Raw genomic sequence first — 26,408 nt, 5'->3', positions numbered from 1 at the left:
ACACGGGTGGGGGGGTCGGTTCCCCCCCCCCCCCCCCCCCCCCCACGCCAGTCTTGATCGTCGGTGCTCGGTGGTGTGTGCCGCCTCGCTGGGACCAGCGCAACTGACCGGGTGGGTGACCGTCCTCTCGGTGAACCTGCGGGGTGTCACTGCGACGCTCACGCCGACGCCGCAGAGTGAGGCACATTCTGGTGACGTCACTGCGCCCGACTCACTCCGTCCTGCGAACCCCGTGACCGGTGCGCTCAACAGGTTCGAGGTATGGGTGGAAACGAATGGCGCAGATGCCCGATGGCGCGTCGAGCAGCGACGAATCGGTCGAGGCCGTGCGCCGCTATTACGACGACTTCGCCGAGGCCGAGCACGAACGCCTGACCCAGGACGTCGCCAGCAGGGTCTCCTTCGAGATCCACCGCCGCTTCCTGGACCCGTACCTGAAAGAGAACCAGCGAATCCTGGAGATCGGCGCCGGGACCGGGCGCTTCACCGCCCTACTCGCAAAGCCCGGCTCGCGCGTGGTGGTCACCGACATCTCGCCGGTCCAGCTCCGCCTGAACCAGGCCAACGTCACCGCTGCTGGCGCCGAAGACGCCGTCGAGGCACGCCACACGCTCGACATCCGCGACACCAACCGCTTTCCAGACGACTCGTTCGACCTAATCCTGGCCTACGGCGGCCCCCTCTCCTACGCCTTCGACGACGCACAACAGGCCCTCGCCGGCCTCCTGCGGATCGTGAAGCCCGACGGCGTGATCGTCGCCTCGGTCATGTCCCTCTGGGGCAGCTGGCGAGCCCGCCTCCCCGGAGCCATGCAGCTCGCCGTGCAGTTCGGAACCGACGTCACCGACGCCGTGATCCGCACCGGCGACCTGCGGCATGTTCCGGGCGTGGTCCACGTCTGCCGGATATTCACCTGGGAACAGCTCGTTGCTCTCGTTCACGAGTGCGGAGGCGAAATCCTGGCGGCCTCGGCGAGTAATTGGGCCAGCCTCGAAGACCCCGCCGTCCTGGCCGACCTCGAACGCACCCCCGCACTCTGGGAGCGGTTCCTCACCTACGAGACGGCCGCCTGCGCCAGCCACGGCACCCGCGACGGCGGCACTCACATCCTGTTCGCGGTGCGCCGAAACTCAGTGTGACGAGCCTGGCTAACAGCATCACGGGCTCATCGGGTTGCCTTCCGGGTGGACTACAGTCACTGCTGTCAATCCCCCGTTGGCCCAGCTACGCACCGCCGCCGGCATGCTGTTCCTCGACGACGCTGGTCGCATGCTCCTGGGCAAACTCATCTACAAGCCCGACAGAAATGTCCCGGCGGATACCTGCATCCGGGCAGGACGCCCGCCGAGGGTGCGCCGGGAAGTGCTCGGTAACCCCTCCGGTCGGCCGGCTATTGGTCGCCGACTGGGCGCCTCATCATCCGGCGGAGGGCGACAAGCTGCTCTTCGTCTTGACGGCGGGGTGCTGGCGGAGCACCGCGAGAAGATCGTGCTCGATGGCACCGAGATCGTCGACTACGGATTCCGCCGGGCGAGCGAGATCGACCAGCTCCTGGTCCCTCGTCTCGCCCGCCCGGCTCGATACAGCGCTCCCGGGCAGAACTGCGGCTGGCACCGCCTGTATCGAACACGGCAAGAACCCGCTCATGACGCCAGCCAAGAGCACGAGTTGACGACAAATGCGTCGCGGCTCCACCTTGGCCCTGAGGCCTCCCCCCGTGGAAGGACTCTTGCAATGCCGTTCGGGATGGACTGCAATGACGCAGCGCTCCCACTGACCGCCAGATCGACGTATCGGTGCTCATCGCGACGGCGGATTCGCAACATTGTGCGCATGGGCATCTGACCACCCATGCACGTCTCCCTGGTCACCGACAGGAACGCGGCCTCGCCATTGCCTCCCGCCTCGCCGTTCCGGCGGTTCAATGGCGGCCCATTTCGCCTCGGCACGTCCGGGGAATCGCTCATCGCTTCGTTCTGATCGTCAAAACCCTGGAAAAGAAACCGAAGAACGCCACGCACTGGTCGACCCGGTCGATGGCCGCGCCGAGACCTTCAAACTCAGCACCGACCCGCTGTTCATCGACAAGGTCCGCGACGTGGTCGGCAGGTCACTTGGAGAACGCTGCCAGTTGCAGGCTGATCGCCATGTAGGTGGGGGCGCGGCCGCTGTGGACCCGGGTCACGACGTCGGCGATCTTGCCCAGGGCGGCGATCAGGCCCTGGAACTCCCGCTTGGTGTTCAGGTCGAGCTTGCCGATCGCCACGGCGATCTCGATGTCATCGGTCAGCGAGGTGTGGATGTCCGCCAGCACCTCGTGCTTGTCGGGGGACTCGGCCGCCAGCTGGGCGGCGTCGGCGGCGACGGTCAGCCAGAGCGCCGTGGTGTTCACCAGGATCGCGCGCTTGAGGTCACCCAGGAGCGCCGCCCACGCCGGCTTGGAGGTCTGCGTGACGGGCCGGTCGTCGAAGGCCTTCAGTAGCGGCTGCAGGGCCGCCCGCTCGGTCGGGCGGTCGTTCTTCACCAGCCAGTCGATGATCTGCCGCAGGTGCGGGACGTAAGCGGGAACGCCTGGGTCCGCAGTGCTGGTGGTCGTCGTCGTGGTGGTTGTGGTGGTTGTGGTCGTGGTGGTTGTGGTCGTGGTGGCGGGAGTGGTCGTGGGGGTGAGGGCGGTGATCAGGGCGCTCAGGATCCGCTCGCCGAGGGCGACCGTGCCCGCGCCGGTCGCCGCGTGCGGAACAGTGAGCGTCCTGGTGGTCAGGGAGTAGGTGACCCCCGTGGCCGGGCCGTCGGCGACGGGGATGACCTGAAGACGGTCCAGTGCCTGCTTGAGGGAGGTCATCGCGGCGTGGATCCGCTGCACCGTCTCGATGTCGACCTCGTCCAGGCCTACGTAAGCAAAGCCCGCGTAGCGCTTGCCGATCAGCTTCACGGAGCGCAGCAGCTCCTCGACCCGCAGCAGGGCGGACCAGTTGGGGTCGTCCCGCCACTCGGCCTCCTTGGCAGCCCAAGTAGCCCTGAAGAACTGGGCGTTGGCCATGCCGACGCTGTCGGCGCTGCGCAGCCAGGCCCGGTTGACGAGGAGATCCACCCAGGCCAGCGCCGCCCCGAGGTCGGTGGTCTGCCACGCCAGGCGCAGGGCGTCCCGCTGGGCCCGGACGACGCCGGCCACCTGGTAGCAGCCCGGACGGCTCTCCAGTCGCTCGGCGAGCTGCGCGGCCGCGTCGGCGAAGGAGTCGGCGTTGCACGCGGCAAGCTCCGGGGTGAGGTAGTTCCAGGCCCAACCGCGGCGGTAGGCGTAGTCCTTGACCGGATAGCCGGTGTCCCCGTCCAGGCAGTGCGACAGCTCGTGCAGGAGAGTCAGCGAGCGCTGGGTCAGCGACTGCGACGGCGGGCGCAGCAGTTCGGCCCGGACCTGCAGGTACTCCACCTTCGGTGCCGCCCCGGTGGTGATCTGCGTTCTGGCCTCCATCGTCGCGGGCAGCTCGTCGTTCACCACGATCTTGTCGCCCAGCGACCGGAGGCAGGCGCCCAGCAGCTGGAACCGGCGGTGAAAGTCGACTGCGGGGGCGCTGGGCGGGGGCGCTCCGTTCAGCGCACCGGTCGCGGCCAGCACGGCGGGGAAGGCCATGGCGACGATCTGGTCGATCCGGGTGTTCATCGCCTGCAGGGTCTGCTTCTGGGTGGCGGTCAGCGGCTGGTTCAAGACAGTCCTTCGGGTCTCGGCGTGTGCGGGGGCCGGGCAGGGCCGCCAGGAGTGTCGCGGACCGCCATGGACAACGGATAAACGGTGGTGACGGATCGTCAGATCGCCGCGCTGGGGCTCGGTCGGCAGCGGGACGGCCGGCCGCTTCGTCAACTCGCCTTGGCGGTCCAATGCCTGTGAAGGCGCAGTCGGGCTCGGGGTCCAAGAGCCGTCGAACCCTTCGGCAACGGGGGACGAACGCGAGACGAAAATCGGCGGTTCCGGAAAAATCTACGCGCATCTACTTGCTCGGTGTCCGTTTCGCCGCAACCATACGGACCGTAGTCATCTGACCATGAACCGTCATGCACGGAGGAGTGTCCGATGCGCAAGTGGAAGAGAAGATCGGCGAGTGTGGCCCTGCTCGCCGCCGTCGCCCTGGCGGGGGCCTCGTTGGCCACGGCTGCCGAGGCCGGTGGGCGGCCGACGACCGGTGTCGGGTCGTGCACGCTGAAGGGGTGGAACCCGGCGACGAGCCCGGCGAACGCGAAGAACCTGCCGGTCGGTCAGCGGCCGCAGACGTACAAGCCGGACGACTTCGACTGCAGCGGTGCGAAGTTCGCCGCGCCCGGCGTGGAGTTCACGAAGTTCCCGCAGCCGAAAGACCTCAAGATCACCGACAAGACGGTGATGCAGAAGGTCGGTGACCAGCAGTCGGTGGTGGGGAAGCCCACCGCGGCGGTGAACCCGTTGGCGCCGTACTTCCCGGGGTTCCAGCACTTCGTGGTCATCTACCGGGAGAACCACACCTTCGACGACTACCTCGGCGACTGCGCGACCACGATCGCCGCCGGCTGCAACGGCCAGGTGCAGAGCACCAACCACATGAGCTCAGTGCCGGACCTGCACCAGCTGGCCAAGACCTACTCGCTGTCCGACTCGTACAGCACCGGCGTCCAGCCGCCGTCCGGGCCCAACCACTGGTTCCTGTTCTCGGGGCAGTCCTCGTCGAGCAGCCAGCAGCAGTCCTACCCGTCGAACGGCACCCAGTTCGACCGCTTCCTGCAGAGCGACAAGGGCCCGACGGACGAGGGCACCAACGCCTGCACGGCTCCATCCGGCACCAGCAGCGGCACCAGCCCGTACACGTTCATCATGAACGGCGACATCTACTGGATGCTCAACAGCGGCAGCGGCTACTGGAAGAACCCGGCCGACGGCAAGGTCGAGGTGCTGCCGCCCAACCGCCCGGGCACGAACATCCCCGAAGAGCTGCACACCAACGAGTACACCTGCCAGAACCAGAGCATCCCCGACAGCACGGTAGCCAACGACTACCTCAACTTCATCAACACCAACGGGATGCCGGCGTACAACTACGTCGAGCTGTTCAACGACCACCCCGGCACCTACCAGGACATCTCCGGCAACGACACCGCGACGAACAACATCGTCAACTCGATCATGAGCAACCCGACGTACAAGAACAACACCCTGATCATCGTCACCGAGGACGACACCCAGAACGGCAACAACGGCCCGGACCACGTCAGCAACACCTACCGCGTGCCGCTGCTCGTGATCGGGAACCCGGCGTACGTCAAGCAGCACTACGTCTCGCACGTCGCGTACACCACGGCCAACGTGCTCGCGGCGATGGAGCGCACGATGGAGAACGTGCACTCCGGCGTCATCGACCCGAACGACAACCTGGGCTCGTCCACCTTCCCGATGACGACGGCGGACCAGGCCGCGCTCGGTGACCCGCTCGAGGACTTCTGGGTCCAGGGCTCGACCCCGCTGTCCGCGACCGCCAAGGGGTCCCCGGCCACCGGCAACGCACCGCTGGCGGAGGCCTTCACCGGCTCGGCCACCGGCGGCACGGCCCCGTACACGTACAGCTGGAACTTCGGTGACGGGACCAGCAGCACGACCCAGAACCCGAGCCACACCTACACCGCCGCGGGCACCTACACCGCGACGCTGACCGTCACCGACAGCGCCTCACCGGCCAACACCGCGACGTCACAGGTGACCACCGTGGTCAACGCCGTCGGCAACCCGCTGGCAGCCAGCGCCTCGGCCACCCCGACCTCCGGTCAGGTGCCGCTGAACGTCGCCTTCACCGGCACCGGCACCGGTGGCACCCCGGCGTACAGCTACAGCTGGAACTTCGGTGACGGGACCAGCAGCACGAGCCAGAACCCGAGCCACAGCTACACCACCGCGGGCACCTACACCGCGACGCTGACCGTCACCGACAGCGCCTCACCGGCCAACACCGCGACCTCGACGGTGAGCATCACCGCCTCACCGATCGCCGCGACGGTCCCCGGCGCGCCCACCGGTCTGACCGCGACGGCCGGAACCGGGCAGGCCTCGCTGAGCTGGACGCCGCCCGCCAACACCGGCGGCGAGAACGTCACCTCGTACAAGGTGTACCGCGGCACCAGCAGCGGCAGTGAGACGCTGCTGACCGGCGGCGGCTGCAGCGGCCTCGGCGCGGTGACCTCGTGCACGGACACCGGGCTGACCGCCGGTCAGGCCTACTACTACAAGGTCAGCGCGGTGAACGGCGTGGGCGAGGGCGCGCAGAGCAACGAGGCGTCCGCCACCCCCACCGGCTCGGGCTGCCAGGCGCAGCAGCTGCTCGGCAACCCGGGCTTCGAGAACGGCAGTTCCAGCCCCGGGCCGTGGACCGTGACCTCGACGCACAGCCCCCTCCAGGTGATCAACAGCAGCAGCTCCGAACCGCCGCACAGCGGCACCTGGGACGCCTGGCTCGACGGCTGGGGCAAGACCACGACCGACACCCTGGCCCAGACCGTGACCCTGCCCAGTGGCTGCACCAACTACAACTTCAGCTACTGGCTGCACATCAACACGGCCGAGACCTCGACGACCACCGCCTACGACACGCTCAAGGTGCAGGTGCTCAACAGCTCCGGCACCGTGCTGGGCACCCTGGCCACCTACTCCAACCTCAACCACAACACCGGTTACACGCAGCACACCGTCAACCTCGGCGCGTACGCCGGGCAGCAGGTGACGCTGAAGTTCACCGGTGCCGAGGACTCCGAGTACCAGACGTCGTTCGTGCTCGACGACACCGCACTGAACGTCAGCTGAGCGCGTAGCCCCGCCGGGTGGTGCACTGCGGTGCACCACCCGGTGCCGTGCCTGAGGGATGGATGAACGGATGGACACACCCATCGCGGTGAGAGGCCGCGGCATCACCAAGGTCTTCGGTGATGTCGTCGCACTCGACCACATCGATGTGAGCATGACGCAGGGTCAGATCCACGGCCTGGTCGGCCCGAACGGAGCCGGAAAGACCACGCTGCTCGGCCTGTTGCTGGGCCTGGCCGTGGCCGACGAAGGGAGTCTGGAGATCCTCGGCACGCCGGTGGGACGCACGCCGGCCGCGCCCGACGGTGTCTCCGGGTTCGTCGACGGGCCCGGCCTCTACCCCACGCTCACCGCGAGGCAGAACCTTGCGACGCTCGTCGCGCTGCGCCCTGACGGCGTGCCCGCCACGGGCGTCCAGGAGGCGCTGGAGCAGGTCGGGCTCGCCGAGGCCGCCGACGCCAAGGTCCGCGGCTTCTCGCTGGGCATGCGCCAGCGGCTGGGGCTGGCCGCGGCGCTGCTGACCAGGCCACGGCTGCTGGTGCTCGACGAGCCGTCCAACGGCCTGGACCCGGTCGGCAAGAAGCACGTGCACGGTGTGCTCAGCCGGCTGGCCGGCGAAGGCGTCACGGTCGTGATGTCCAGCCATCGGATGGACGATCTGGAGGCGCTCTGCTCCGAGGTCACCATCCTGGCCACCGGGCGCGTGGTCTTCTCCGGACCGGTGTCGAAGCTCTCCGACGACAACCGCGAACTCGACTACCGGCTGCGCGCGTCGGACCCGTCCGCCGCGCGCGCGATCGCGGCCGCGACGCCCGGGATACGCATCATCGACGGCTACGACGCACCGGCGCGGCCGGACACCGACGTGATCATCGTCCGCGCCCGGGTGGCAACCATGGACGAGCTCGTGGCCCGGATGGTGCGCGACGACATCGCGGTGCGCGAGCTGGCGCCCGTCGTCTCACCGCTGGAAGCCGCGTTCCTCGCCCTGACCGAGCAAGCCGAGCAGGCCGAGCAGGCGGAGCAGGCAGAGCAGGCCGAGCTGGCTGAGCAGGAGGCCGACCGATGAGCACGACCGTCACCGACACCCCCGCCCCCGCCGCCGGGGCCGGAGCCGGAGCCGGGACGGCGGGCGCGCGCCCGGTCCCGGTGGCCCGCATCCTGCGCTTCGAGTTGGTCAAGCAGTTCTCCGCCTGGCGGGTGCGCCTGCTGATCGGGCTGTGCTGGCTCGGCCCGGGCCTGCTGGTCTTCGCGATCGACCAGCAGAGCACGCTGCCGTCGGACACCCTGTTCGGCCGGTGGATGCACGCGACCGGCTGGGCCGGGTCGCTGGTGGTGCTCGGCGTCGCCGGCACCTGGGCGCTGCCGCTGGTCACGTCCATGGTCGCCGGTGACGTGTTCGCCTCCGAGGACCGGCTGGGCACCTGGCGCCACCTGCTCATCGCGGTCCGCTCGCACCGGCGCATCTTCGTGGCCAAGGCGATCGCCAGCCTCACCGTGATCGGGCTGCTGGTGGCAGGCCTGGCCGTCTCCGGCGTGCTCGGCGGACTGCTCGCGGAGGGGAACCAGCCGCTGATCGGGCTGGACGGCCACCAGCTCTCCGGCGGGGAAGCCGCCGGAGGCGTCCTGCTGGCCTGGGTCTGTGTGCTGGCGCCGACGCTCGCCCTGGCGGCCATCGGGCTGCTCGGCTCGATCGCCCTGGGCCGATCGCCGATGGGCCTGCTCCTGCCCATGCTCGCCGCCCTCGGGATGCAGGTGGCGCAGATGCTGCCGCTGCCGGTCCCGGTGCGCCTGGCGCTGCCCGGCTACGCCTTCATCTCCTGGAACGGCCTGTTCACCGCTCCCCGGCAACTCGGGCCGCTGCTGATCGGGATCGGGGTCAGTCTGGTCTGGGCGGTCGTCGCGACGGCACTGGCCTACCTGCTCTTCCTCCGCCGGGACTTCACCAATCTCAACAACGACGGCGCCGGACGCAGGGTGCTGACCCTGGGCGTCCTCCCGCTGGCCGGCGTGCTGGCCGTGACGGTCGGGGTGTTCGCGGGAACGACCGGGACGAGCGGTTCCGGCATCGACCAGGCCAAGGTGCAACGGTCGGTGGCCACGGCCTTCGCCCATCTCTACCGGTTCCAGCAGACGCAGATGCGCCAGCAACCGGTCACCGAAGCGCAGTTGCAGACCACCGCGGCCTGTGACAAGAGCGAAGGACTCGGCGCGCAGGAGGGATCGGGCAACGACTGGCGCTGCACGGTCTCGTGGACCGTCCCCGGTTACAACGCCACCGGCCAGGCCATCTACCAGCTCGACGTCAGCGCGAACGGGCGGTACACGGCCGACGGGGACGGCCCGGTGGAGGTGAACGGCTACTTCCTGATCGTCACCGGGGGCAAGGCGGTGCCGAACCCGCTCTGGCAGTTCGACGGCAACGTCGATCTGCTCGCCAAGTGAGCGCGGGACCAGGGCCCGTCCGGGCGAACGCAGGAACGCGTCAGCGGCTCGCGGCGGCGTTGAGCAGGTCGGTCACCAGGGCGAGCGGGGGCCAGTCGAGGCGGCCGTGCCGGGCCACCGCGTAGGCGCGCAGTTCGACGTCGGGGGCGGCCAGCGGGACGAACCGCACGCCGGGCAGGATCGGGAAGCCGGTCGGCAGCAGCGCCACGCCCAGGCCCGCCGCGATCATCTCCTGCACCAGGTCGAGGCTGTCGGCCTGGTGGGTGACCCGGGGCCGGAAGCCCGCCATCGAGGCGAGCGTGCGGATGACCACCTCGTCCGCGGTGTTGCGGGAGTTGACGATCCAGTCGTGCGTGCGGAAGCGGGCGAAGACGTCCAGCGTCGTCCCTTCGCCCGGCTCGGCGTCGGCCGGCTCGGCGTCGGCCGGTACGCCGAGGCCCCACCTGGTGGTCCACAGCGGGGTCGCACTGACCGTGGGATCGTCGGCGGCCGGGGCCAGGCCGTAGTCGTAGGTGAGCGCGAGGTCCACCTCGTCGGCGGCCAGCAGCTCCAGCGACTCGGCGGGCTCGTGTTCGCGGATGAGGACGCGGACCTGCGGACTGGTCGCGGCGAGCCCGACCACGATGGGCAGCAGGTATCCGCGGATCGCGGTGGCGAAGCCGGCCACCCGCAGGGTGCCGTTGGGCTCGGCGCCCGGGCCGAGGTCGCGGTGTGCCTTCTCGACCGCGGCGAGGATCGTCACCGCGTGCTCGGCCAGCCTGCGGCCCGCGGGCGTCAGCCGGACCAGCCGCCCGGCGGGCTCGATCAGCGCGGCGTCCATCTCACGGGCGAGGGCGGCGATCTGCTGCGAGACCGTCGAGGTGGTGATACCGAGCACATCCGCGACCGCGCGCATCGAGCCCAGCCGGGACAACTCCGCCAGGATCTGCAGCCGTCGTGTGTCCATCCGGCCATTGTTCATCTTTCCCGAACGGATTGTCCATGATCGGCACGTGGACGGCAACGGTGCGTGCGTCATCTACTGATGCGCATGAGCCCGCTGGAAGCCGTCGCCCGTCCCCTCGTCACCCGCCCGCGCCTGCGCTCCGCCCAGGGCGGAGCCCTGATGGCCATGGCGGCGATGTCGTCGGTCCAGCTCGGGCTGGCCCTGTCGGTGCCGCTCTTCGCCCAGCTCGGCGCCGTGGGCACGGCCGGGCTGCGACTGGCCTGGGCCGGCCTGCTGGTCCTGGTCCTGATACGCCCGCGCCCGCGTGACTTCACCGGCCGGGACCTGCTGGCCTGCACCCTGCTGGGCCTGGTGACCGCCGGCATGGTGCTGCTCTTCATGCTCTCCGCCGCGCGCCTGCCGCTGGGCACCGCGAGCGCGCTGGAGTTCCTCGGGCCGCTCGCGGTCTCCCTGCTGCGCCCCGGTGGCGGGCGCAAGCACTGGGCGGCGGCGGCCGCCGTCGGCGTCGTCCTGCTCACCGAGCCCTGGCGCGGCGGGATCAACCCGGCCGGCCTCGGCTTCGCGCTCGGCGCGGCGGCCTGCTGGGCGGGGTACATCCTGCTGACCCAGCGCGTCGGCGACCGGGTCACCGGACTGAACGGGCTGGCCGTCTCGCTCCCGGTGGCGGGCGTGGTCGCCGCCGTGGTCGCCGGCCTGGTCGCCACGCCGGCCGAACTCGGCCGGGTGACCTGGCCGCTGGTCCTCGTCATGCTGGGGCTGGCCGCGCTGAGCACGGTGCTGCCGTACACCCTCGAGTTCCTCGCGCTGCGCCGTCTCACCGCGGGCGCGTTCGGCACCCTGATGAGCCTGGAGCCGGCGATCGCGCTGGTGATGGGCATCCTGGTGCTCGGCCAGGTGCCCGGCCCGGCACCGGCGGCCGGCGTCGTCCTCGTGGTGATCGCGGGCGCCGGCGCCACCCGGACCGGCGGCCGGGAGGCGAAGGCAGAGACGGGCACGGAGGCGGCGGCCGTCCCTGGCCGCGAGGTCCGGGAGCCGGCGCTCTGCGCCTGAGCGCGGCCCTCGTCAGCCAGGCGGTGCGGGGGTGGGCGGGCCCGCGACAAGCGCGTGGGCGAGTTCGGTGCGGGTGCTGACCCCGAGCTTGCGGTAGATCCGGGCCAGGTGGGAGTCGACCGTGCGGGTGCTCAGGAACAGCCGTTCGGCGATCTGCCTGCTGGTGAGGCCGGTCCGCGCCAGCTCGACGACCTGCCGTTCGCGCGCGGTGAGGCTGCTCTTCCCCGGATCGGCCCGGCGGGACCGGGCGGCCAGCCGGCGCTGTTCGCGGACCACGGCGTCGGCCAGCCGGGGCGACTCACAGGCGAGGGCCAGGGTGTGGGCCCGGGCGAGGTGGTGGCGCGCGTCCGGCACGTGGCCGCCGGCTACGGCCAGCGTCGCGGCGAGCAGCCAGGCCCGGCCCTCCTGCAGGCGCATGCCCCGTGCGTGGAAGCACTCGGTGGCGGCCAGAGCCGTGGCGTAGGCCCCCACGGCGTCACCCCTCGCGGCCTGGACCTGGGCCAACGCCCTTAGTGCGAACCCGCGTTGGCCGCGCAGCGCGATGCGATCGGCGAACGCCACGGCCGAGCGCGCGGTCGCCTCGGCGGTGGCCGTGTCCTGCCGGCTCAGCGCGGCGAGCGTCAGTGTCTCCGACCACATCGGGGTCATGGTGGGCTGCATGCCTGCCGCCGCCGGTACCGGACGGGCGCGCGGGCCACGACCGGTGCGGCCCTGCTCCGGCAACGCCAGCACCGCCGGGCCCGGATCGCCCGCCTGCAGCGCGACCTGTGCGTGCAGGCAGTTGATGGTGGCCTCCAACTCGCCGCCGGCCCCGGCCACCACGGCGACACCCGACTCGGCCAGCCGGACGGCCCGGCCGGCGTCCGCCGGAGCACAGGCCCAGAGCAGCGGCTCGGCCCGGATCACCTGCGCCAGGCCGGTGAGCACGGGCCCGTTCACCTGCCGGGCCAGCTCCTCGGCCTCCTCGCTGACCAGCCGGGCACTGGCCAGCCGCCCGGTCCAGGTGTGGACGAGGCAGAGCGCCGTGAGGATGTCGAGGGTGAAGAAGTGCAGTCCGGCCCGGCGGGCGAGCACGAGGCCGCGCGACAGGTGCCGCTCGGCTTCGGCGAAGCTCTCGACGAAGAACTCGGCCCAGCCGAGCCGGGAGAGCGCGCCCGGCTCGGCGCTGAGCGTGCTGTCCGGCAGCGCGTCCACCGCCAGCGCCGCCTCGGCGATGGCGGCGCCGGCCGTCGGGCCGCCGACCGAGCCCGCCACGAACGCGCGCAGCGACCGGGCACCGGCCGCCGCCGCGTGGTCCCGGTGCAGTTCGGCGATGCGCAAGGCCTCGGCCGCCTCGGCGTGGGCCGCGCCGACGTCGCCCCGGTGCAGGGAGAGGAAGCCGAGTTCGATGTGCAGCTTGACGGTCTCGACCGGAGAGCTGTCCGGCTCGGGCAGATCCGCGAGGACGAGGCGGGCCAGCGCGGTGGCGTCGGTGTAGCGGCCGAGCTTGCGCTCCATGACCGTGCAGAAGACCGCGGCGTTGAGCCGGTCGGTGGTGGCATCGTGCGGCAGCCTGCCGAGCAGGTCCTGCAGCAGGTCGCGGCTCTGCGCCATCCGGCCGGAGAGGCCGAGGGCCCGTGCCAGCAGGAGGTCGATCTCGGTGCGGGCGGCGGTGTCGTGATCGGGCGTCAGCCACTGGGCGACCCGCAGCCAGTGGACCGCGGACGCCGGTGCGGTCCCGAGCGAGTCCCGCGCGGCCGTCACCAGGGTGGCCAGGTCGTCGGCTCCGCTGCCGTCCGCGGCCCGCGCGATGTGGTGCGCGCGTTTCGCGGCCGAGGCGCCGAGCCGGGCGAGTTCGTCGGCGGCCCTGCGGTGTGCGGCGAGCCGCCAGACCGGGTCCGACTGGTCGTACACCAGCCGGCGCAGCACCGGGTGGCGGAAGGAGAACCGCGGCAGGCCTGGCACCGGCCGCACGAGGTCCCGGCGGACCAGCGCGGCGAAGGCGGCCGAGGCCTGCTCCGGCGACAGCCCGGCGACGACCGCCACGTCGCTGGGGCCGAACGCGTCGCCCAGCACCGCCGCCGAGCGCGCCGCCAGCAGCTCCTCGGTGCCGAGTGCCGCCAACTCGGCGATCAGCAGGCCCGCCAGCCGGATCGGCAGGCCGTCCTCGCGCGCGCCGACGGCCCCGGCCGGATTCTCGGGCCACTGGTCCTCGAGGCCGCCGTCGAGGCCGCCGTTGACGAGGGCTTCGAGGTAGAGCGGGTTGCCGCCGCTCTGCGCGTGCAACCGCTCGATCCGCAGCGGTGACTGCGCGTCGGCGGCGTGCGCCAGCAGCCGGGCAGCGGCCAGCGTGAGCGGCGCGGGTTCGATCCGTTCGACGACGCCGGCGAGCTCCCCCGCGGCCAGCGTCGCCAGCAGCCGGGAGGATGCCTGCCGGGACCGGTAGGCCGTGGCCAGCAGGACGGGGTGCTCGGACGGGTGGCGGATCAGGTAGTCCAGGAGCTCGATCGAGCTCTGGTCCGCCCAGTGCAGATCGTCGAGCAGCATGACGAGCCCGCTGCCACCGGCCAGTCGGGACAGCGCGGCGCGCACCTGCTGGAACAACCCCAGCCGGCTGCTCCCGGCGGGCGGGCAGGCGCCGGGTCGCTGCGCGATCTCGGGCGGCAGGCTCCCCAGGGGTGCCACCCGCGGATCGTCGAAGGCGTCGATGAAGATCCGGTACGGCACGTCCTGTTCGAACTCCGTCGAGCGGCCGGACAGGACCAGGGCACCGTCCTCGGCGCCCAGCTCGCCCAGCTCGGCGAGCAGCCTGGTCTTGCCCATCCCGGGGTCGCCGACCACCTCCAGCACCATGGACTCCCCGGTGCGCAGGCGTGCCATGGCGCAGTGCAGCCTCGTGAGCTCCGCCTCTCGACCGACCAAGGGAGACACGGCCATCGGCCATCACTTCCTTCAGACTCGAGCCACCCCGAACCGACGCGCGCGGTGGGGCAGTTCTGCCTCACTCAACGCGCGTAGGTTCGGTAATCCTACGGATGTTCCGTGGGGATCCCGCGTGCCAGGGTCGGAAGAGACGGACGGCGGGCCGGGCGACTCCGGGGCGCGATCTGATGAACCGTCAGAGAAGCGGGCAGAAAGTGACATTCCCTCACATGTGCTGTGGTGAAAGGCGATTCATCTCGCCGACCGGGCGTCGTCCGTCGGATACGAAGCGATCGAAAGACGGGAATCCGCCTACGGAGTGTCGGACTCCCCTGCCAAGCTGGTTGGCAACGGTAGTACGCCGGGCCGGACCGACGGCCCCGGATCGCAAACCACTCGTCATTGCCGTGACGACGAACTGCACCATACCGGGAGAAGTGGATGGTACATGCCATGCCTGATGCTGCCAGACAGCACAGGCTGCAAGAGCTGAGCCGGTTCCTGCGGAGCAGGCGGGCCAAGCTGTCCCCCGAGGAACTCGGCCTCGGCACTTCGCGCAGACGCCGCACGCCCGGTCTGCGCCGCGAGGAGGTGGCCGTGCTGGCCGGCGTGGGGACCTCCTGGTACACCTGGCTGGAGCAGGGTCGTGACATCAACGTCTCGACCGAGGTGGTGCAGGCGATCAGCCGGGGGCTGCGGCTCAGTCAGGCGGAGGAGGAGTACCTCTTCCGCCTCGCCGGCGTGAGCCTGCCGAGCAGTCCGAGCCGGCCCCGGACCGCGCCGGAGGTGGAGGAGAGGAGCCACCTGGACCAGATCGTGGACCAGTGGTTCCCGCAGCCCGCGCTCGCGGTGGACCCGTTCTTCAACATCCTGGCCGCCAACGACGTGGTGCCGGAGGTGCTCGGCTTCTCCGCCGGCGGCAACGTGCTGACGACCTTCTTCACCGACCGGTCCTGCCGGGAGCGTTACCGGGATCCGGAGTACCTGTCGGCGCTGACGGTCTCCCACTTCAGGGCCACCATGGCACGCTACTTCGGTGACCCGCGCCTGGAGCGCCTGACCACTCATCTGTGCGAGCACAGCCCGGAGTTCACCGAGCTGTGGGAGAGCCACGACGTGCTGGACGTGAACCAGCACCGGGTCAAGGTGATCCGGCACGAGAAGGCCGGCGAGCTGTCGTTCAACGTGCACACCTGGAACCTCGCCGCCAATGACAACGTGCAGCTCATCCTGCACACGCCGACCAGCCAGGCGACCCGGGAGAGCCTGCACGGGCTGTTCCCCGGGCGGCCGTCGCCGTCGGACGGCTCGGGGGGCTGACGGCCGAACCCGGGGTGCGCCCGACCGGCTCCGGTCGGGCCCACGTCGGTTCAAGGTCTGGTTCGAGGCGCGTCAGGCCGCGAAGGCCAGCGCGGCGCCGTGGCTGTTCTCGAACATGTGGTAGCGCCGGATCAGCCCGCCCTCGACCGTGATCCGCAGCGCGAAGACGCTGGCGAAGAGCTTGCCGGTGCTGCGGACCTCATGCGCGAACGAGCCGAGCACCACGGCGTCCGGGCCGTCCACGATGATCTTCTCGACGTCGAACTCCTTGGTGGCGACGTCCTCCAGCGCGCTGCGCAGGAACTCGTCCACCTCGTCCGGGGTGGTCCGGTGTCCGGTCCACGGGACCGTCTCGGAGCCGGCGACCAGGAAGTCAACGGTCGGCGCGAACAGCGCCAGCATGCCCGGCCGGTCGCCGGCGCCGAACCGGCCGAAGAACTCCTGGATCGTCTCGGCGGTGCCGCGCTCGGTGGTCGTCGTCATCGGAAATGCCTTCCCTTCGTCGTACGTTCGTCGTGGATTCGTCGTGTCGGGGTGCCCGGGGAGCAGTCAGGCCGCGGCGTCCGCCGGTGCGGCGGCCGGCAGCAGCACCCCGCGCAGATGCGCCAGGATCCGCTCCAGCTCCGGCGTGCCGTCCTGCTCCGCGATGTAGTGGTCCGGCCGGACCAGCACCGCGCCGAACTCCCGCGGCCGCCAGGACAGGGCGGCGCCGACGGCGCCGAGCGGGGCAGCGGACGGCAGCCCGTCCACGAGCACTCCCCGCTCGGTGATCGTCCGCACCGTGACCAGGTCGCCGTACAGCCCGCGCAGTTCCTTCAGCGCCGTCTCGGTCGCCACCCGCGCGGTGTCGTCCCCGGCGGAGAGCGTGACCAGCAGGGTGTACTGCGCGGCGGAGAGCTCCTCGCGCAGCGGCGACACCCCACGGGTGCCGCTGACCTGCACCGGCAGGTTGGGCAGCAGGTGACCGTTGCGCAGCTCCGTGGGAGCGAGCGACGGCAGGCTGTCCAGCGGCAGCAGATCCAGCAGCGGAGCCGGGCCCTCCTGCGGCGAGGCCGGCGAGGCCGGCGATGTGGCCGCCTGCGGCTCGCCGACCGCGATCCCGGCCGGGTAGCCGTTGGTCAGTCCGGCGAGCCAAGGCGTGTAGAACCGGTCGAAGAGCCCGAGCCGCTCGGCGAGGCCGGCCGCCGCGTCCCGCAGTGCCACCTGCCAGGGCTCCTTGAGCAGCCACGCCTTGGTCTGCACCTCGGCCTGCTTCACGACGGCCGCGGTCACGGCCGACCGCTCGGCGCCGTAGCTGTCGAACAGTGCCGCGGGCGCGTGGCCCTGGAGTACCAGCGCCACCTTCCAGGCCAGGTTGTGCGCGTCGGTGACACCGGTGTTCAGGCCCTGGCCGCCCGCCGGGCTGTGGATGTGCGCGGCATCGCCCGCCACGAACACCCGGCCGACCTGGAACCGGTCGGTGTGCCGGGCGTGGATCTTGAAGGTGGTCTTCCAGTCCACGTCGTACAGGGTCAGCCCACCCGGGCCGCGGTTGTCCACGTACTCCTGCAGCACCTGGTCGGTGAGGTCCTCCGGGCGCATGTCCGGCGGGCCCGCGGTGAAGACCCGGAACCGGCCGTTGTACAGCGGGACCATCACCAGGATGCCGCGCGCGGACTGGAAGTAGTGGACGGCATCGCGCTGCAGCTCGCCGTCGACCGAACTGTCCGCGAGGATGAACAGGTTGGGGTAGGTCGAGCCCTCGAACTCCAGGCCGATCAGCCCGCGCACGGTGCTGCTCGCGCCGTCCGCGCCGATCACGTAGGAGAACTCGGCGCTCACCTGCTCCCCGGCCGGGGTCCGCAGGGTGGCCGTGACCCCGTTCTCGTCCTGGTCCAGCCCGACCAGGGTGGTCTCCCACTCGATGCGGCCGCCGGCCTCCTCCAGCGCGATGCGCAACAGGCTCTCGACGTCCGGCTGCGTGATCACGGCGGGCTGGGTCTCCTGGTCGAAGGAGAGCCGGCAGATCTGACGGGCGTCGGAGTAGTACCGGAACGAGTCGACGGGCAGCCCGTACGTCTCGATGTGCGCTCCGCCGCCCAGGCGGCGCAGGACCTCCAGGGTGCGCGGCCACACCATCAGTGCCTTGGTCAGCGGGCTGGGCCCGCTCACCTGGTCGATGAGCCGCACCGGGACTCCCCGGCGGACCAACTCGGTCGCTGCGGTCAGGCCGACGGGCCCGGCGCCCACCACCAGGACCGGTCGTGTGTCTGTCATGACGTCATTCCTCCTGGCAACTCGAAACCTTGGCTTGGCTTGTCACTTGCGATGTGCGGCACAGCTGACGCTTAGGGCCGGTCAGCCGGTCGTGACGGCTTCCGTCTGGAGCCGGCGCTCGTGCCCGGCGGCGGACGCCTTGCGCTCACGGAGCATCCAGACGATCGCGGGCGCCCCCAGCAGGCAGACGGCCGCGAGGATCCACAGCACGGTGTGGAAGGCGGAGGTGTAGGAGCCGGAGACGAACCGGACGAACGCGCCGTGGTCGCTCACGGCCACCGAGTCGGCGGCCGAGTTCAGTTCACCCTGGACCGCCTTGTTCGCCAGCGCGCCGGCACCGTGCGCGTACGGGCCGCCGAACCGGCCGAGCCCGCCGGTCAGCCGGCTCTGGGTGAGGCTGACCAGGACGGCGCTCATGGCGGCGATCGCCACCGTCTCACCGGTCAGCCGCATGGTGTTGAACATGCCGGCCGCCATGCCCGCCCGGTTGGCCTCCACCGTGCTGACCGCCGCGCCGTCCAGCAGGCCGAAGGAGATCCCGACGCCCGTTCCGATCACCAGCAGCGGACCTGCCAGGTCACCGGTGGTCGAGCTGCGGTCGATGCCGGTCAGCCAGGCCGCGCCGATCGCGACCAGCAGCAGGCTGCCACCGAGCAGCACCCGGGCCGGGACGGCCTTGGAGAGCACGCCCGCCGCCACCGGCAGCAGCAGCACCGGACCGCTCAGCAGCAGCATGGTCAGACCGGCCTGCCGTGAACTCATCCCGTTGATGCCGATGAAGAAGGAGGGCAGCATCACCAGCAGACAGACGAATCCGAAGGCCAGCAGCACCGGCATCAGCGAAACGGCGACGAACTGCGGCCGCCGGAACAGCGACAGCTCGAACATCGGCCGGCTCTGCCGCCGTTCGGCGACCACGAAGCCCGCCAGCAGCAGGGCCGCCAGGAGCAGCAGCACCAGCACCACCGGGTGCCCCCAACCCAGTTGCGGCCCCTCGACCAGGGCCAGGGTGGCGGCGAAGAGGCTGCCGCTGAAGGTCAGCGCACCCGGCCAGTCCACCCCGGTCGCCTCCAGGTCACGGGACTCGCGCAGGAACGGCAGGCTGAGCAGCACCACCGCGGAGACGGCCGCGTGGCACAGGAAGACCGTCCGCCAGCCGCCCGCCTGGACCAGCAAGCCCGCCACCGAGGGGCCGAGGGCCAGTCCCAGACCGAAGGAGGACCCGAGGAAGCCGAACGCCCGCATCCGGGCCGGACCTTCGAAGGTCTGCGCCAGCAGCGCCGAGGCCGCGGTGAGCACCATCGCCGCGCCCACCCCGGCGAGGGCACGCAGCAGGTCGAGCAGCACGATGTCCGAGACCAGCGCGCCACCGAGGGTGCAGAGCGTGAAGACGCTCAGGCCCAGGCCGAACATCCGGCGGCGCCCGACCAGGTCGGCGATCGAGCCGGCCGCCAGCATCACGCTGGCGAAGGTCAGGTTGTACGCGTTGACGACCCATTGGAGGCTCACGAGGCCGGCGCCCAGGTGGCTGCCGATCGACGGCAGGGCAACCGAGGTGCCGGTGAGCGAGGCGGGCAGCAGACCGCAGGAGACGCAGACCGCTATCAGGGTGATCGTGGGATGGACACGCGGGCGCGCGCCATCGAGGGACGCTATCGACACGGGAGTGCCTTTCATCGGCTCGTCAGCGGAAGGTCGGTCTGTGCGGGACAGGGCCTAGGCGACTGGTCGGCTGTCGGCAGCGTCACGCCGCCGCAGGGCGCTCGACTCGGCGCCCCAGAGGAGCAGGGCGAGCGTTGAGAGTCCGGCGCCCGCCGCGCAGACGCCGCTCCAGCCGGCCGACGCGTAGACCGCACCGGAGATCGCCGATCCGGCCACGCCGCCCAGGAAGTAGGTGGCCATGTAGGCCATGGTGATCCGGCTGCGTGCCTCCGGGCGGAGCCGGAACAGCACACCGAGGTTGGTCACCTGGGCACCCTGGACGCCGAAGTCCAGCAGCAGGACGCCCGCGATCAGCGGACCCGGCCAGCGCCCGCCGTTCAGGGCGAGCAGGCCCCAGCCGAGCAGCACCGCGCCGAGCAGGACGGTGCCGACCAGCCGGTCCCGGCCCCGGTCCACCAGCGGCCCGGTGACCCGCGCCGCCAGCGCCCCGGCCGCACCGAGCAGGCCGAAGACCCCGATCAGGCCCTCCCCGTACGAGTACGGCGGCCGCGCCAGCAGGAAGGCGACCGAGGCCCAGAAGGTGCTGAAGGAGGCGAACGACAGGAAGCCGTACGCGCAGCGCACCCGCAGCACCGGCTCCTCACGCACCACCGAGGCGACCGAGGCCAGCAGCGCCGGGTAGCGGATCCGCGGACCCGCCGGCACGTCGGGCAGCGTCCGCCACAGCACCGTCGCGAGCAGCACCATCAGCACCGCCGCCGCGACGAAGACGGCACGCCAGCCGCCGGCCCACTGGGCGACCAGACCGGCGCCGGTCCTCGCCAGCAGCACGCCGCCGAGGACCCCGCTCATCACCTTGCCGGTGACCCGGCCGCGCTGCTCCGGCTCCGCCAGGGTCGCCGCGAAGGAGACCAACAGCGGAGCGACCACCGCGGTCACGGACATCAGCCCGCAGAGCACGATCAGCGCGCCGATCGTGGGCGCCGTGGCCGCGGCGGCGTCCGCCACCGCCACCGCCGACAGCAGACCGACCACCAGCCGGCGCCGGTTGACCAGGTCGCCCAACGGCACCAGCAGGGCGAGCCCGATGGTGTATCCCAGGGTGGTGGCGGTGACCACCAGGGAGGCGGTGCCGCTGCTCGTGTGGAAGGTGGCGGCGATCACGGTGAGCAGCGGCTGCGCGTAGTAGATGTTGGCCACGCCCAGGCCGCCCGCGACCGCGAAGAGCGTGGTCATGGCCTTGGAGAGGCCGCTGCCGGGGAGCATCCGGTCAGTCCCGGACGGCGAGCACGATCTTGCCGGTGGTCCGGTTGGACTCGCCGAGCTCATGGGCCTTGGCCGCCTCCGCCAGCTGGAAGACCTCGGCGATCCGCACCCGCAGGCTGCCCTGGTCGGCCATCGCGGCGAGCGCCTCCAGGCCCAGGCGGTCGGGCTCGACCAGGAAGGAGCTGACCCGCACGCCCAGGCTCGCCGCCCGGGTGGCGAGCTCCGGGCTCACCTGACCGATCGTCAGGATCAGCAGCCCGCCGGGCCGCAGGGTGCGCAGCAGGTCGAAGCTGTGGTCGCCGCCGAGCACGTCCAGGACCACGTCCTGGTCCCGCACCTGCTCGTGGACCGGCGCCACGGTGTAGTCCACCGGGTCGTCCACCCCGACCGAGCGCAGGAACTCGTGCTTGGCCGCCGTCGCCGTCCCGGTCACCACCGCGCCGAGGTTCCTGGCGATCTGGGCGGCCAGGTGGCCGACCCCGCCGGCCGCGGCGCTGATCAGCACGCGCTGACCGGCCGTCAGGCGGGCCACCTCGACCATGGTCTGCCAGGCGGTGAGTCCGGCCAGCGGCAGCGCGGCGGCCTCGGCGAAGCTCAGCGCCGCCGGCTTGCGGGCCAACTGCCGGGCCGGCGCCGTGATGTACTCGCCGTAGCCACCACCCGGGCGGGGGAACCAGATCAGCCCGAAGACCTCGTCGCCGGGCTGGAACCGGGTCACCCTGGGCCCGGTCTCCACGACTCCTGCCACGTCCCACCCCTGGATGAACGGCGGGGTGCCGAGCGCTCCGGGCGGGAACACGCCGCTGCGGATCTTCCAGTCGACCGGGTTCACGCCCGCGGCGTGCACCTTGACCAGCACCTCGGTGGGCAGCGGCACCGGGCGGGGCACGTCCCGCAGTCGTAGCGTCTCCGGGCCGCCGATACCGACGGTCTGGATCGCCTTCATCGTCTCTGTCATGGTTCGAACCTCTCCCCTACCGTTTCGTTGAGGCTGTTCAGGCACTGCCCTGCACTTCGCTGCCCTGGCCCTGGTACGGCCCAGCCGCGGGCCGCCGCCTCCCGGCGCAGCCCGGGGTCGTCCCCGACCACGACCGGGTGCCCGACGGCGGCCAGCATCGGCACGTCCGAGACGTGGTCCCCGTAGGCGTGGCTGCCCGCCAGATCGATGCCGTGCAGGGCCGCGAACTCCTCGATCGCGCGCACCTTCGCGGCGCCGATCATCGGACGCGCCACCTCGCCGGTGTAGCGGCCGCCGCTGACCGCCGGGCGGGTGCAGAGCACGGCTGCGGCACCCACCCGGCGGGCGATCGGGTCGAGGCACGGCGGGAACGACCCGGAGACCAGCACCACCGGATCGCCCGCCGCCCGGTGCCTGGCCGCCACGGCCAGCACGTCCGGATCCGGCAACTCGCCGCGCCGCTCCTCCTCCTGCCACCAGTGCTCGCCCCGCTCGGCCAGTTCGGCGACCGCACGGCCGCCGAACTGCCGGAAGAACGCGCGGTTGACCTGCTCGTGGGGGACTCCGGCGGCCTTCAGCCGGCGGTTCTCCGCCATCGCCGCGTCGTAGGCGCCCTCGGCGGCTCCGCTCACCAGCAGGTCGTAGGCCAGGAAGCGGAACAGGCTGACGCCGCGCAGCAGCGTCCCGTCGACGTCGAAGAAGGCCGCGTGACGGGGCATCGGATCAGACGACCCGCTCGTCCAGGTAGCTGAGCCACTCGGCCAGCTCCTGATCGAGTCTCAGGTCGCCCTCCTCGACGTGTATCCCGTACTCCCGCTCGACGAACAGCGAGATCTCGATCAGGCTCAGGGAGTCCAGGTTGATGGCCTCCAGGGTCTCGTCGAGCCGCAGTTCGGCCGTGCTGATCTCCGCCTTGTCCGCGATGAACTCGAGGAGGCGGGGATGGGTGGTGACCGGCATGGTCGTTCCCCTCTTTCGTTCGCAGGAAATTTCCGATGGTCAGCCGGGCGTGTTCGCGCCGGCGGCGTTCCCTCCGCTCGGCCGCAGGTCCGGCCAGGTCAGCGCGGCCGCTCCCCAGGTGACACCGGCGCCGAACGCGGTCAGCACGATCCGCTCACCCGGCCTGAAGCGGCCGGTGGCCGAGGCCTCGTCCAGCGCCAGCGGGATGGAGGCGGCCGACGTGTTGCCGTACCGCTCCAGGTTGGTGAACGCGCGCTGCCTCGGCAGCCGCAGCTGGTCGCTGACGGCGTGCAGGATCCGCAGGTTGGCCTGGTGGCCGACCAGCCAGTCGACCTCCGCCACGCTCCAGCCGACCTGGGCGAGCACCCCGCGCGAGGACTCCTCCATCCGCCGGACCGCGTGCTGGAACACCTCCTGGCCGCGCATGGCGAAGTAGTAGTCCTCCGGCAGCGCCTCGTTGCCCTGGGAGCGCTGCCGCGAGCCGCCGGCCCGCACCGTGATCAGGTCGGCGAGCAGGCCGTCGCTGCCGAGTTGGAGGCCCAGCAGGGCGCCCGGCTCCTCCGGGGCACCGCCGCGCAGCACCACCGCGCCGGCGCCGTCGCCGAACAGCGGCGCGGTGGCACGGTCCACCGGGTTGATGATCGTGGTGAACGCCTCGGCCCCGATCACCAGGACCCGCTCGGCGAGCCCGCCGGCGATCAGCCCGGCGCCGGTCGCCAGGGCGTAGAGGAAGCCCGAGCACACCGCGCCGACGTCGAAGGCCGGGATGGTGCCGAGGCCGAGCCCCGCCGCGACGATCGGCCCGGTGGCCGGGCACTGGTAGTCGGGCGTCGCGGTGCCGACGACCACGACGTCCACCTGATCGACGCCGGCGGACTCGAGCGCGCGGCGGCCGGCCTCGATCGCCAGGTCGCTGGTCGCCTCCCCGCAGTCGACCACGTGGCGCTGGGCGATGCCGGTGCGGCTGCGGATCCACTCGTCCGAGGTGTCCATCCGCTCACAGAGCCGGTGGTTGGTCACGATCTGTTTCGGCACCGCCGAGCCCGTCCCGGCCAGAACTGACGTACGGCTCACTGACGTACGGTCCGCTGACGTACGGCTCACTGACGTGCCGTTCACTGACGTACGGTTCATGGAATCCCCCGGTGAGACGAGCCGGCTCAGCGCACGATGACCGAGGCGCGGTCGCTCTCGATCGTCATGTCGATCGCCTGGTACTCGTCCCCGGCCAGCTGGATCGCCCTCTCGACGGTGGTCACCGGGGTCAGGCCGAAGATCTCCACGATCCGGTCCAGCCGCTCGGGTATCGTGCCGCCGACCACGTGGACCGGGATCTCCAACTCCGAAGCGACCTCCAGCAGTCGCTTGTCGGCCAGCGAGCGGAAGTGCTCGTTGACCGGACGGTGGCCGTCCTTGGCCAGCGCCAGCTCGTTCGGCAGGTGGACGAAGGCGTCGTAGGTGGCCCGCACGTGCTGCTTGTAGGCCACCCCGAGCTGCTCCATGACCTGCTCGAAGACCCGGATGTCGGCCGTGCGCTCAACGCTCTCCAGCTCGCTCAGGTGGATCGAGTCGTTCGGGTTGATGCCGACGATCACCCGCACCGAGCCGTAGATCCACTCCTGCAGTGACGTGCCGTCGGAGACGAAGGTCTCGCCCGCCCGGGACTCGTGCAGGACCCGGTCGACGTGCCGGCGGACGATCAGCTGGACCAGCTCGGCAGCGGTGCACTGCTCCAGCGTCTTCCCGGGAACCGCCTCGGGCAGCAGTTCGCGCATGGTGCGGGCACGGGTGCGCTGAATTCCCACGTAGTGCGCGAGCGCATAGGTGGTGAAGGTCTTCCCGGAGGAATAGGTACCGGATATCGCGAGTCTCATGACAACACCTCAGATGTCGTTCCGCTCGAATGTCGGCAGGAAAGGGACGGCCCGGCAATGGCGACGGCCGACACGGCGCGCCGGGATCGGGAAATCCCCCGAAAAAGGGACAGGTGCGGGGCAAACGGAAAACGGATCCGGCGAGGCGTCAGGGCAGCCGGTGCGCGATGCTGCAGCGCATCTGCGTGCCGCCGACCTCGCCGATGATGTCGGCGGTGCGCCAGGTGCCGTCCGGGCGGTCCAGCAGCGCGCTGTCGGCCAGCTGCACCGTGATCGGCATGCCGGCCCGCAGGGGTTCGGCGGCGGCCGCGGCCGTGAGGGTGGTGCGGCGCATCCACAGCGTGTTGCTCTGCCCACGGCGCAGTCCGTCCAGCTCGTAGAGCAGGACCTGGCCGAGCTGCAGGCTCGTGACGAAGCTCTCGACCGGTCCGAGGAACGGCTGGTAGCCGCCCTCGATGCCCCCGTCCACCGGAAGCGTGCCGACCGGGCGCGGGCCGGCCTCTTCGGGGAAGCGGACCGACCCCCGCGCCAGGCTCCGGGCCGGGTCGAGCACGATCTCCTCGATGGTCTGCGCCCGGTGGACGAAAGCGGTTCCGTAGTAACGGGAGGCCGCGGGGCCGAGCAGCGCATCGGGGTCCGCGTACTGCGCCGCGGTGCCGCGCGGCACGGCGGCCGGGTGCTCGATCTCGCAGCGCACCCGCATGGCGCCGATGGTCACCTCGACCGTGGAGGCGCGCCCCGAGGCCTCGGTGCCCAGCAGGTCGGCCTGCACCGGCAGGTCGTCGAGCTCCTCCAGCGGCGTGCCCGCAGCCTTGATCCGCACCTGCCGCACCCGCATGGAGCGGCGCTGATCCGGCTCCAGCCCGAAGGTGTGGGTCAGCAGCAGATCGCCGGCCTGGACCGCGATGATGAGGGCGTCCACCGTGCTGAGGTGCGGTCGGAGCTCGACGTCGTCCTTCTTCCGCGACCAGTCGGCCGGGTACACCACGCCGAGCCGCGTCCGCAGGGCTGCCGTGCCGCTGTCGGAGGACTCCACCGAGACGTTCCGACAGGTGTACTCGACGCGCCGGTAGCCGGCCCCGAAGAAGCGCTGAGCGGCTGCTCCGAGATAGTCGTCGATCGAAGCGATGTGCACCGTAGTGGTTGAATTCACAGGGAATCTCCAGTCACCCGTTCCGCACGGGTCCGCCGATTATCCAGGCGAAATCCTGGGCACACGATGGGCGATCCGTTCGGCTCTGAACAGCATTCCCGGACCTGTTCGCCGGCCCAGACCGAAGCTAGCACGGCCGATCACCCGGCTGCCTGCGTCTGGCTATGCTGTTACTGCCACCACCACCATCAGCGGCACCAGCTCGACGCCTATTTGAGCATGTACATCTGAGCTAATGTCAGGGTGTCCCAAACGGATACCGGGCCGATCGGCAGAATTCCGGACTCCGTTTCCATGTCGCATCCAAGACGCTTCCTGGGAGCCGCGATGAGTACGGTCACCCGGCTCGGCCCGGTACCCGTCGTCCCCGCCTACCGGCACGAGCAGCTGGTGGCCAAGCTGGGCATCGAGATCGTCCGGTACGAGCCCGGACTGGTCGTCGGCACGATGCCGGTCGAGGGCAACCGCCAGCCGATCGGGATCCTGCACGGCGGTGCCAACGCGGTGCTGTCCGAGACGCTCGGCTCGCTCGCGGCACTGCTGTACGCGGGCCCCGGGCGTACCGCGGTCGGCCTCGACCTCTCCTGCACGCACCACCGGTGGGTCTCCGCGGGCACGGTGACGGGCGTCTGCCGCCCGCTGCACGAGGCCCGGACCAGCGCCAGCTACGAGATCGTCATCACCGACGCCGGCGGCCGCCGCACCTGCACGAGCCGACTGACCTGCGCCATCGGCGGAAAGTCCGGCCGGCGCAGCACTTTTGACGTCCAGCCAGTAGACAACTGACCAGTAGACAACTGAGA

Annotated in this window: 20 protein-coding genes; 7 read left to right on the top strand and 13 right to left on the bottom strand. The window is 71.1% G+C overall.

Annotation, left to right across the window (positions count from 1 at the left end):
* Nucleotides 1-275: 275 nt before the first annotated feature.
* Nucleotides 276-1,139 (top strand): class I SAM-dependent methyltransferase, encoded by an 864-nt coding sequence (locus AC060L_RS08660; protein WP_483797990.1) that lies wholly within the window; start codon nt 276-278, stop codon nt 1,137-1,139.
* A 971-nt stretch (nt 1,140-2,110) separates the two neighbouring features.
* On the opposite strand, the gene AC060L_RS08655 is transcribed toward AC060L_RS08660, so the two are convergent.
* Nucleotides 2,111-3,706, bottom strand: a complete 1,596-nt coding sequence (locus AC060L_RS08655) for a M35 family metalloendopeptidase (protein ID WP_483797989.1) — start codon at nt 3,704-3,706, stop codon at nt 2,111-2,113.
* 363 nt (nt 3,707-4,069) lie between these two features.
* Here AC060L_RS08655 and AC060L_RS08650 point away from each other — a divergent pair, with 363 nt between their 5' ends.
* The 3 genes from AC060L_RS08650 (at nt 4,070) to AC060L_RS08640 (ending at nt 9,259) form a co-directional block, all read left to right on the top strand.
* Nucleotides 4,070-6,814, top strand: a complete 2,745-nt coding sequence (locus tag AC060L_RS08650) for a PKD domain-containing protein (protein WP_483797988.1) — start codon at nt 4,070-4,072, stop codon at nt 6,812-6,814.
* A 70-nt stretch (nt 6,815-6,884) separates the two neighbouring features.
* Nucleotides 6,885-7,883, top strand: coding sequence for an ABC transporter ATP-binding protein (locus AC060L_RS08645; protein ID WP_483797987.1), 999 nt, complete (start codon nt 6,885-6,887; stop codon nt 7,881-7,883).
* Nucleotides 7,880-9,259, top strand: coding sequence for an ABC transporter permease (locus AC060L_RS08640; protein WP_483797986.1), 1,380 nt, complete (start codon nt 7,880-7,882; stop codon nt 9,257-9,259). Before AC060L_RS08645 ends, AC060L_RS08640 begins: the two co-directional genes overlap by 4 nt.
* A 40-nt stretch (nt 9,260-9,299) precedes the next feature.
* Here AC060L_RS08640 and AC060L_RS08635 read toward each other — a convergent pair whose 3' ends face one another.
* Nucleotides 9,300-10,205, bottom strand: coding sequence for a LysR family transcriptional regulator (locus AC060L_RS08635; RefSeq protein ID WP_483797985.1), 906 nt, complete (start codon nt 10,203-10,205; stop codon nt 9,300-9,302).
* 84 nt (nt 10,206-10,289) lie between these two features.
* Here AC060L_RS08635 and AC060L_RS08630 point away from each other — a divergent pair, with 84 nt between their 5' ends.
* Nucleotides 10,290-11,255, top strand: a complete 966-nt coding sequence (locus AC060L_RS08630) for an EamA family transporter (RefSeq protein WP_483797984.1) — start codon at nt 10,290-10,292, stop codon at nt 11,253-11,255.
* A gap of 12 nt (nt 11,256-11,267) precedes the next feature.
* Here AC060L_RS08630 and AC060L_RS08625 read toward each other — a convergent pair whose 3' ends face one another.
* Nucleotides 11,268-14,171, bottom strand: a complete 2,904-nt coding sequence (locus tag AC060L_RS08625; protein ID WP_483797983.1) for a helix-turn-helix transcriptional regulator — start codon at nt 14,169-14,171, stop codon at nt 11,268-11,270.
* A 438-nt stretch (nt 14,172-14,609) separates the two neighbouring features.
* Here AC060L_RS08625 and AC060L_RS08620 point away from each other — a divergent pair, with 438 nt between their 5' ends.
* Nucleotides 14,610-15,476, top strand: a complete 867-nt coding sequence (locus AC060L_RS08620; protein WP_483797982.1) for a helix-turn-helix transcriptional regulator — start codon at nt 14,610-14,612, stop codon at nt 15,474-15,476.
* Between the two features lie 72 nt (nt 15,477-15,548).
* Here AC060L_RS08620 and AC060L_RS08615 read toward each other — a convergent pair whose 3' ends face one another.
* The 10 genes from AC060L_RS08615 to AC060L_RS08570 all read right to left on the bottom strand — a co-directional run bounded on the left by AC060L_RS08615 (nt 15,549) and on the right by AC060L_RS08570 (nt 25,605).
* Entirely contained in the window at nt 15,549-15,959 is a 411-nt protein-coding gene (locus AC060L_RS08615) for a nuclear transport factor 2 family protein (protein ID WP_483797981.1), read from the bottom strand.
* Between the two features lie 66 nt (nt 15,960-16,025).
* Nucleotides 16,026-17,732 carry an FAD-dependent monooxygenase gene (locus tag AC060L_RS08610; protein ID WP_483797980.1) on the bottom strand — a complete coding sequence of 569 codons (1,707 nt, stop codon included), beginning with the start codon at nt 17,730-17,732 and terminating at the stop codon, nt 16,026-16,028.
* 81 nt (nt 17,733-17,813) lie between these two features.
* Complete coding sequence (locus AC060L_RS08605) at nt 17,814-19,394, bottom strand: MFS transporter (RefSeq protein WP_483797979.1); 1,581 nt, start codon at nt 19,392-19,394, stop codon at nt 17,814-17,816.
* A 54-nt stretch (nt 19,395-19,448) separates the two neighbouring features.
* Nucleotides 19,449-20,660: an MFS transporter gene (locus AC060L_RS08600; RefSeq protein WP_483797978.1), complete on the bottom strand. Its 1,212-nt coding sequence runs from the start codon at nt 20,658-20,660 to the stop codon at nt 19,449-19,451.
* A gap of 4 nt (nt 20,661-20,664) precedes the next feature.
* Nucleotides 20,665-21,618: an NADP-dependent oxidoreductase gene (locus AC060L_RS08595; protein WP_483797977.1), complete on the bottom strand. Its 954-nt coding sequence runs from the start codon at nt 21,616-21,618 to the stop codon at nt 20,665-20,667.
* Entirely contained in the window at nt 21,615-22,337 is a 723-nt protein-coding gene (locus AC060L_RS08590) for an HAD family hydrolase (RefSeq protein WP_483797976.1), read from the bottom strand. Before AC060L_RS08590 ends, AC060L_RS08595 begins: the two co-directional genes overlap by 4 nt.
* A gap of 4 nt (nt 22,338-22,341) precedes the next feature.
* On the bottom strand, nt 22,342-22,578 hold the full coding sequence (locus AC060L_RS08585) for an acyl carrier protein (RefSeq protein WP_483797975.1): 237 nt from the start codon (nt 22,576-22,578) through the stop codon (nt 22,342-22,344).
* Between the two features lie 39 nt (nt 22,579-22,617).
* Nucleotides 22,618-23,652 (bottom strand): beta-ketoacyl-ACP synthase III, encoded by a 1,035-nt coding sequence (locus AC060L_RS08580; RefSeq protein ID WP_483797974.1) that lies wholly within the window; start codon nt 23,650-23,652, stop codon nt 22,618-22,620.
* An 86-nt stretch (nt 23,653-23,738) separates the two neighbouring features.
* Nucleotides 23,739-24,452: an AAA family ATPase gene (locus tag AC060L_RS08575; RefSeq protein ID WP_483797973.1), complete on the bottom strand. Its 714-nt coding sequence runs from the start codon at nt 24,450-24,452 to the stop codon at nt 23,739-23,741.
* A 148-nt stretch (nt 24,453-24,600) separates the two neighbouring features.
* Nucleotides 24,601-25,605: an AvrD family protein gene (locus AC060L_RS08570; RefSeq protein WP_483797972.1), complete on the bottom strand. Its 1,005-nt coding sequence runs from the start codon at nt 25,603-25,605 to the stop codon at nt 24,601-24,603.
* A 327-nt stretch (nt 25,606-25,932) separates the two neighbouring features.
* Between AC060L_RS08570 and AC060L_RS08565 the strand changes: the two genes are divergently transcribed.
* Nucleotides 25,933-26,391 carry a hotdog fold thioesterase gene (locus AC060L_RS08565; protein ID WP_483797971.1) on the top strand — a complete coding sequence of 153 codons (459 nt, stop codon included), beginning with the start codon at nt 25,933-25,935 and terminating at the stop codon, nt 26,389-26,391.
* Nucleotides 26,392-26,408: the final 17 nt, after the last annotated feature.

The sequence above is a fragment of the Kitasatospora sp. NEAU-69 genome, from assembly GCF_057158765.1.
The sequence above is the reverse complement of the archived record's forward strand: the minus strand, read 5'-3'. Positions and strand labels throughout refer to the sequence as shown.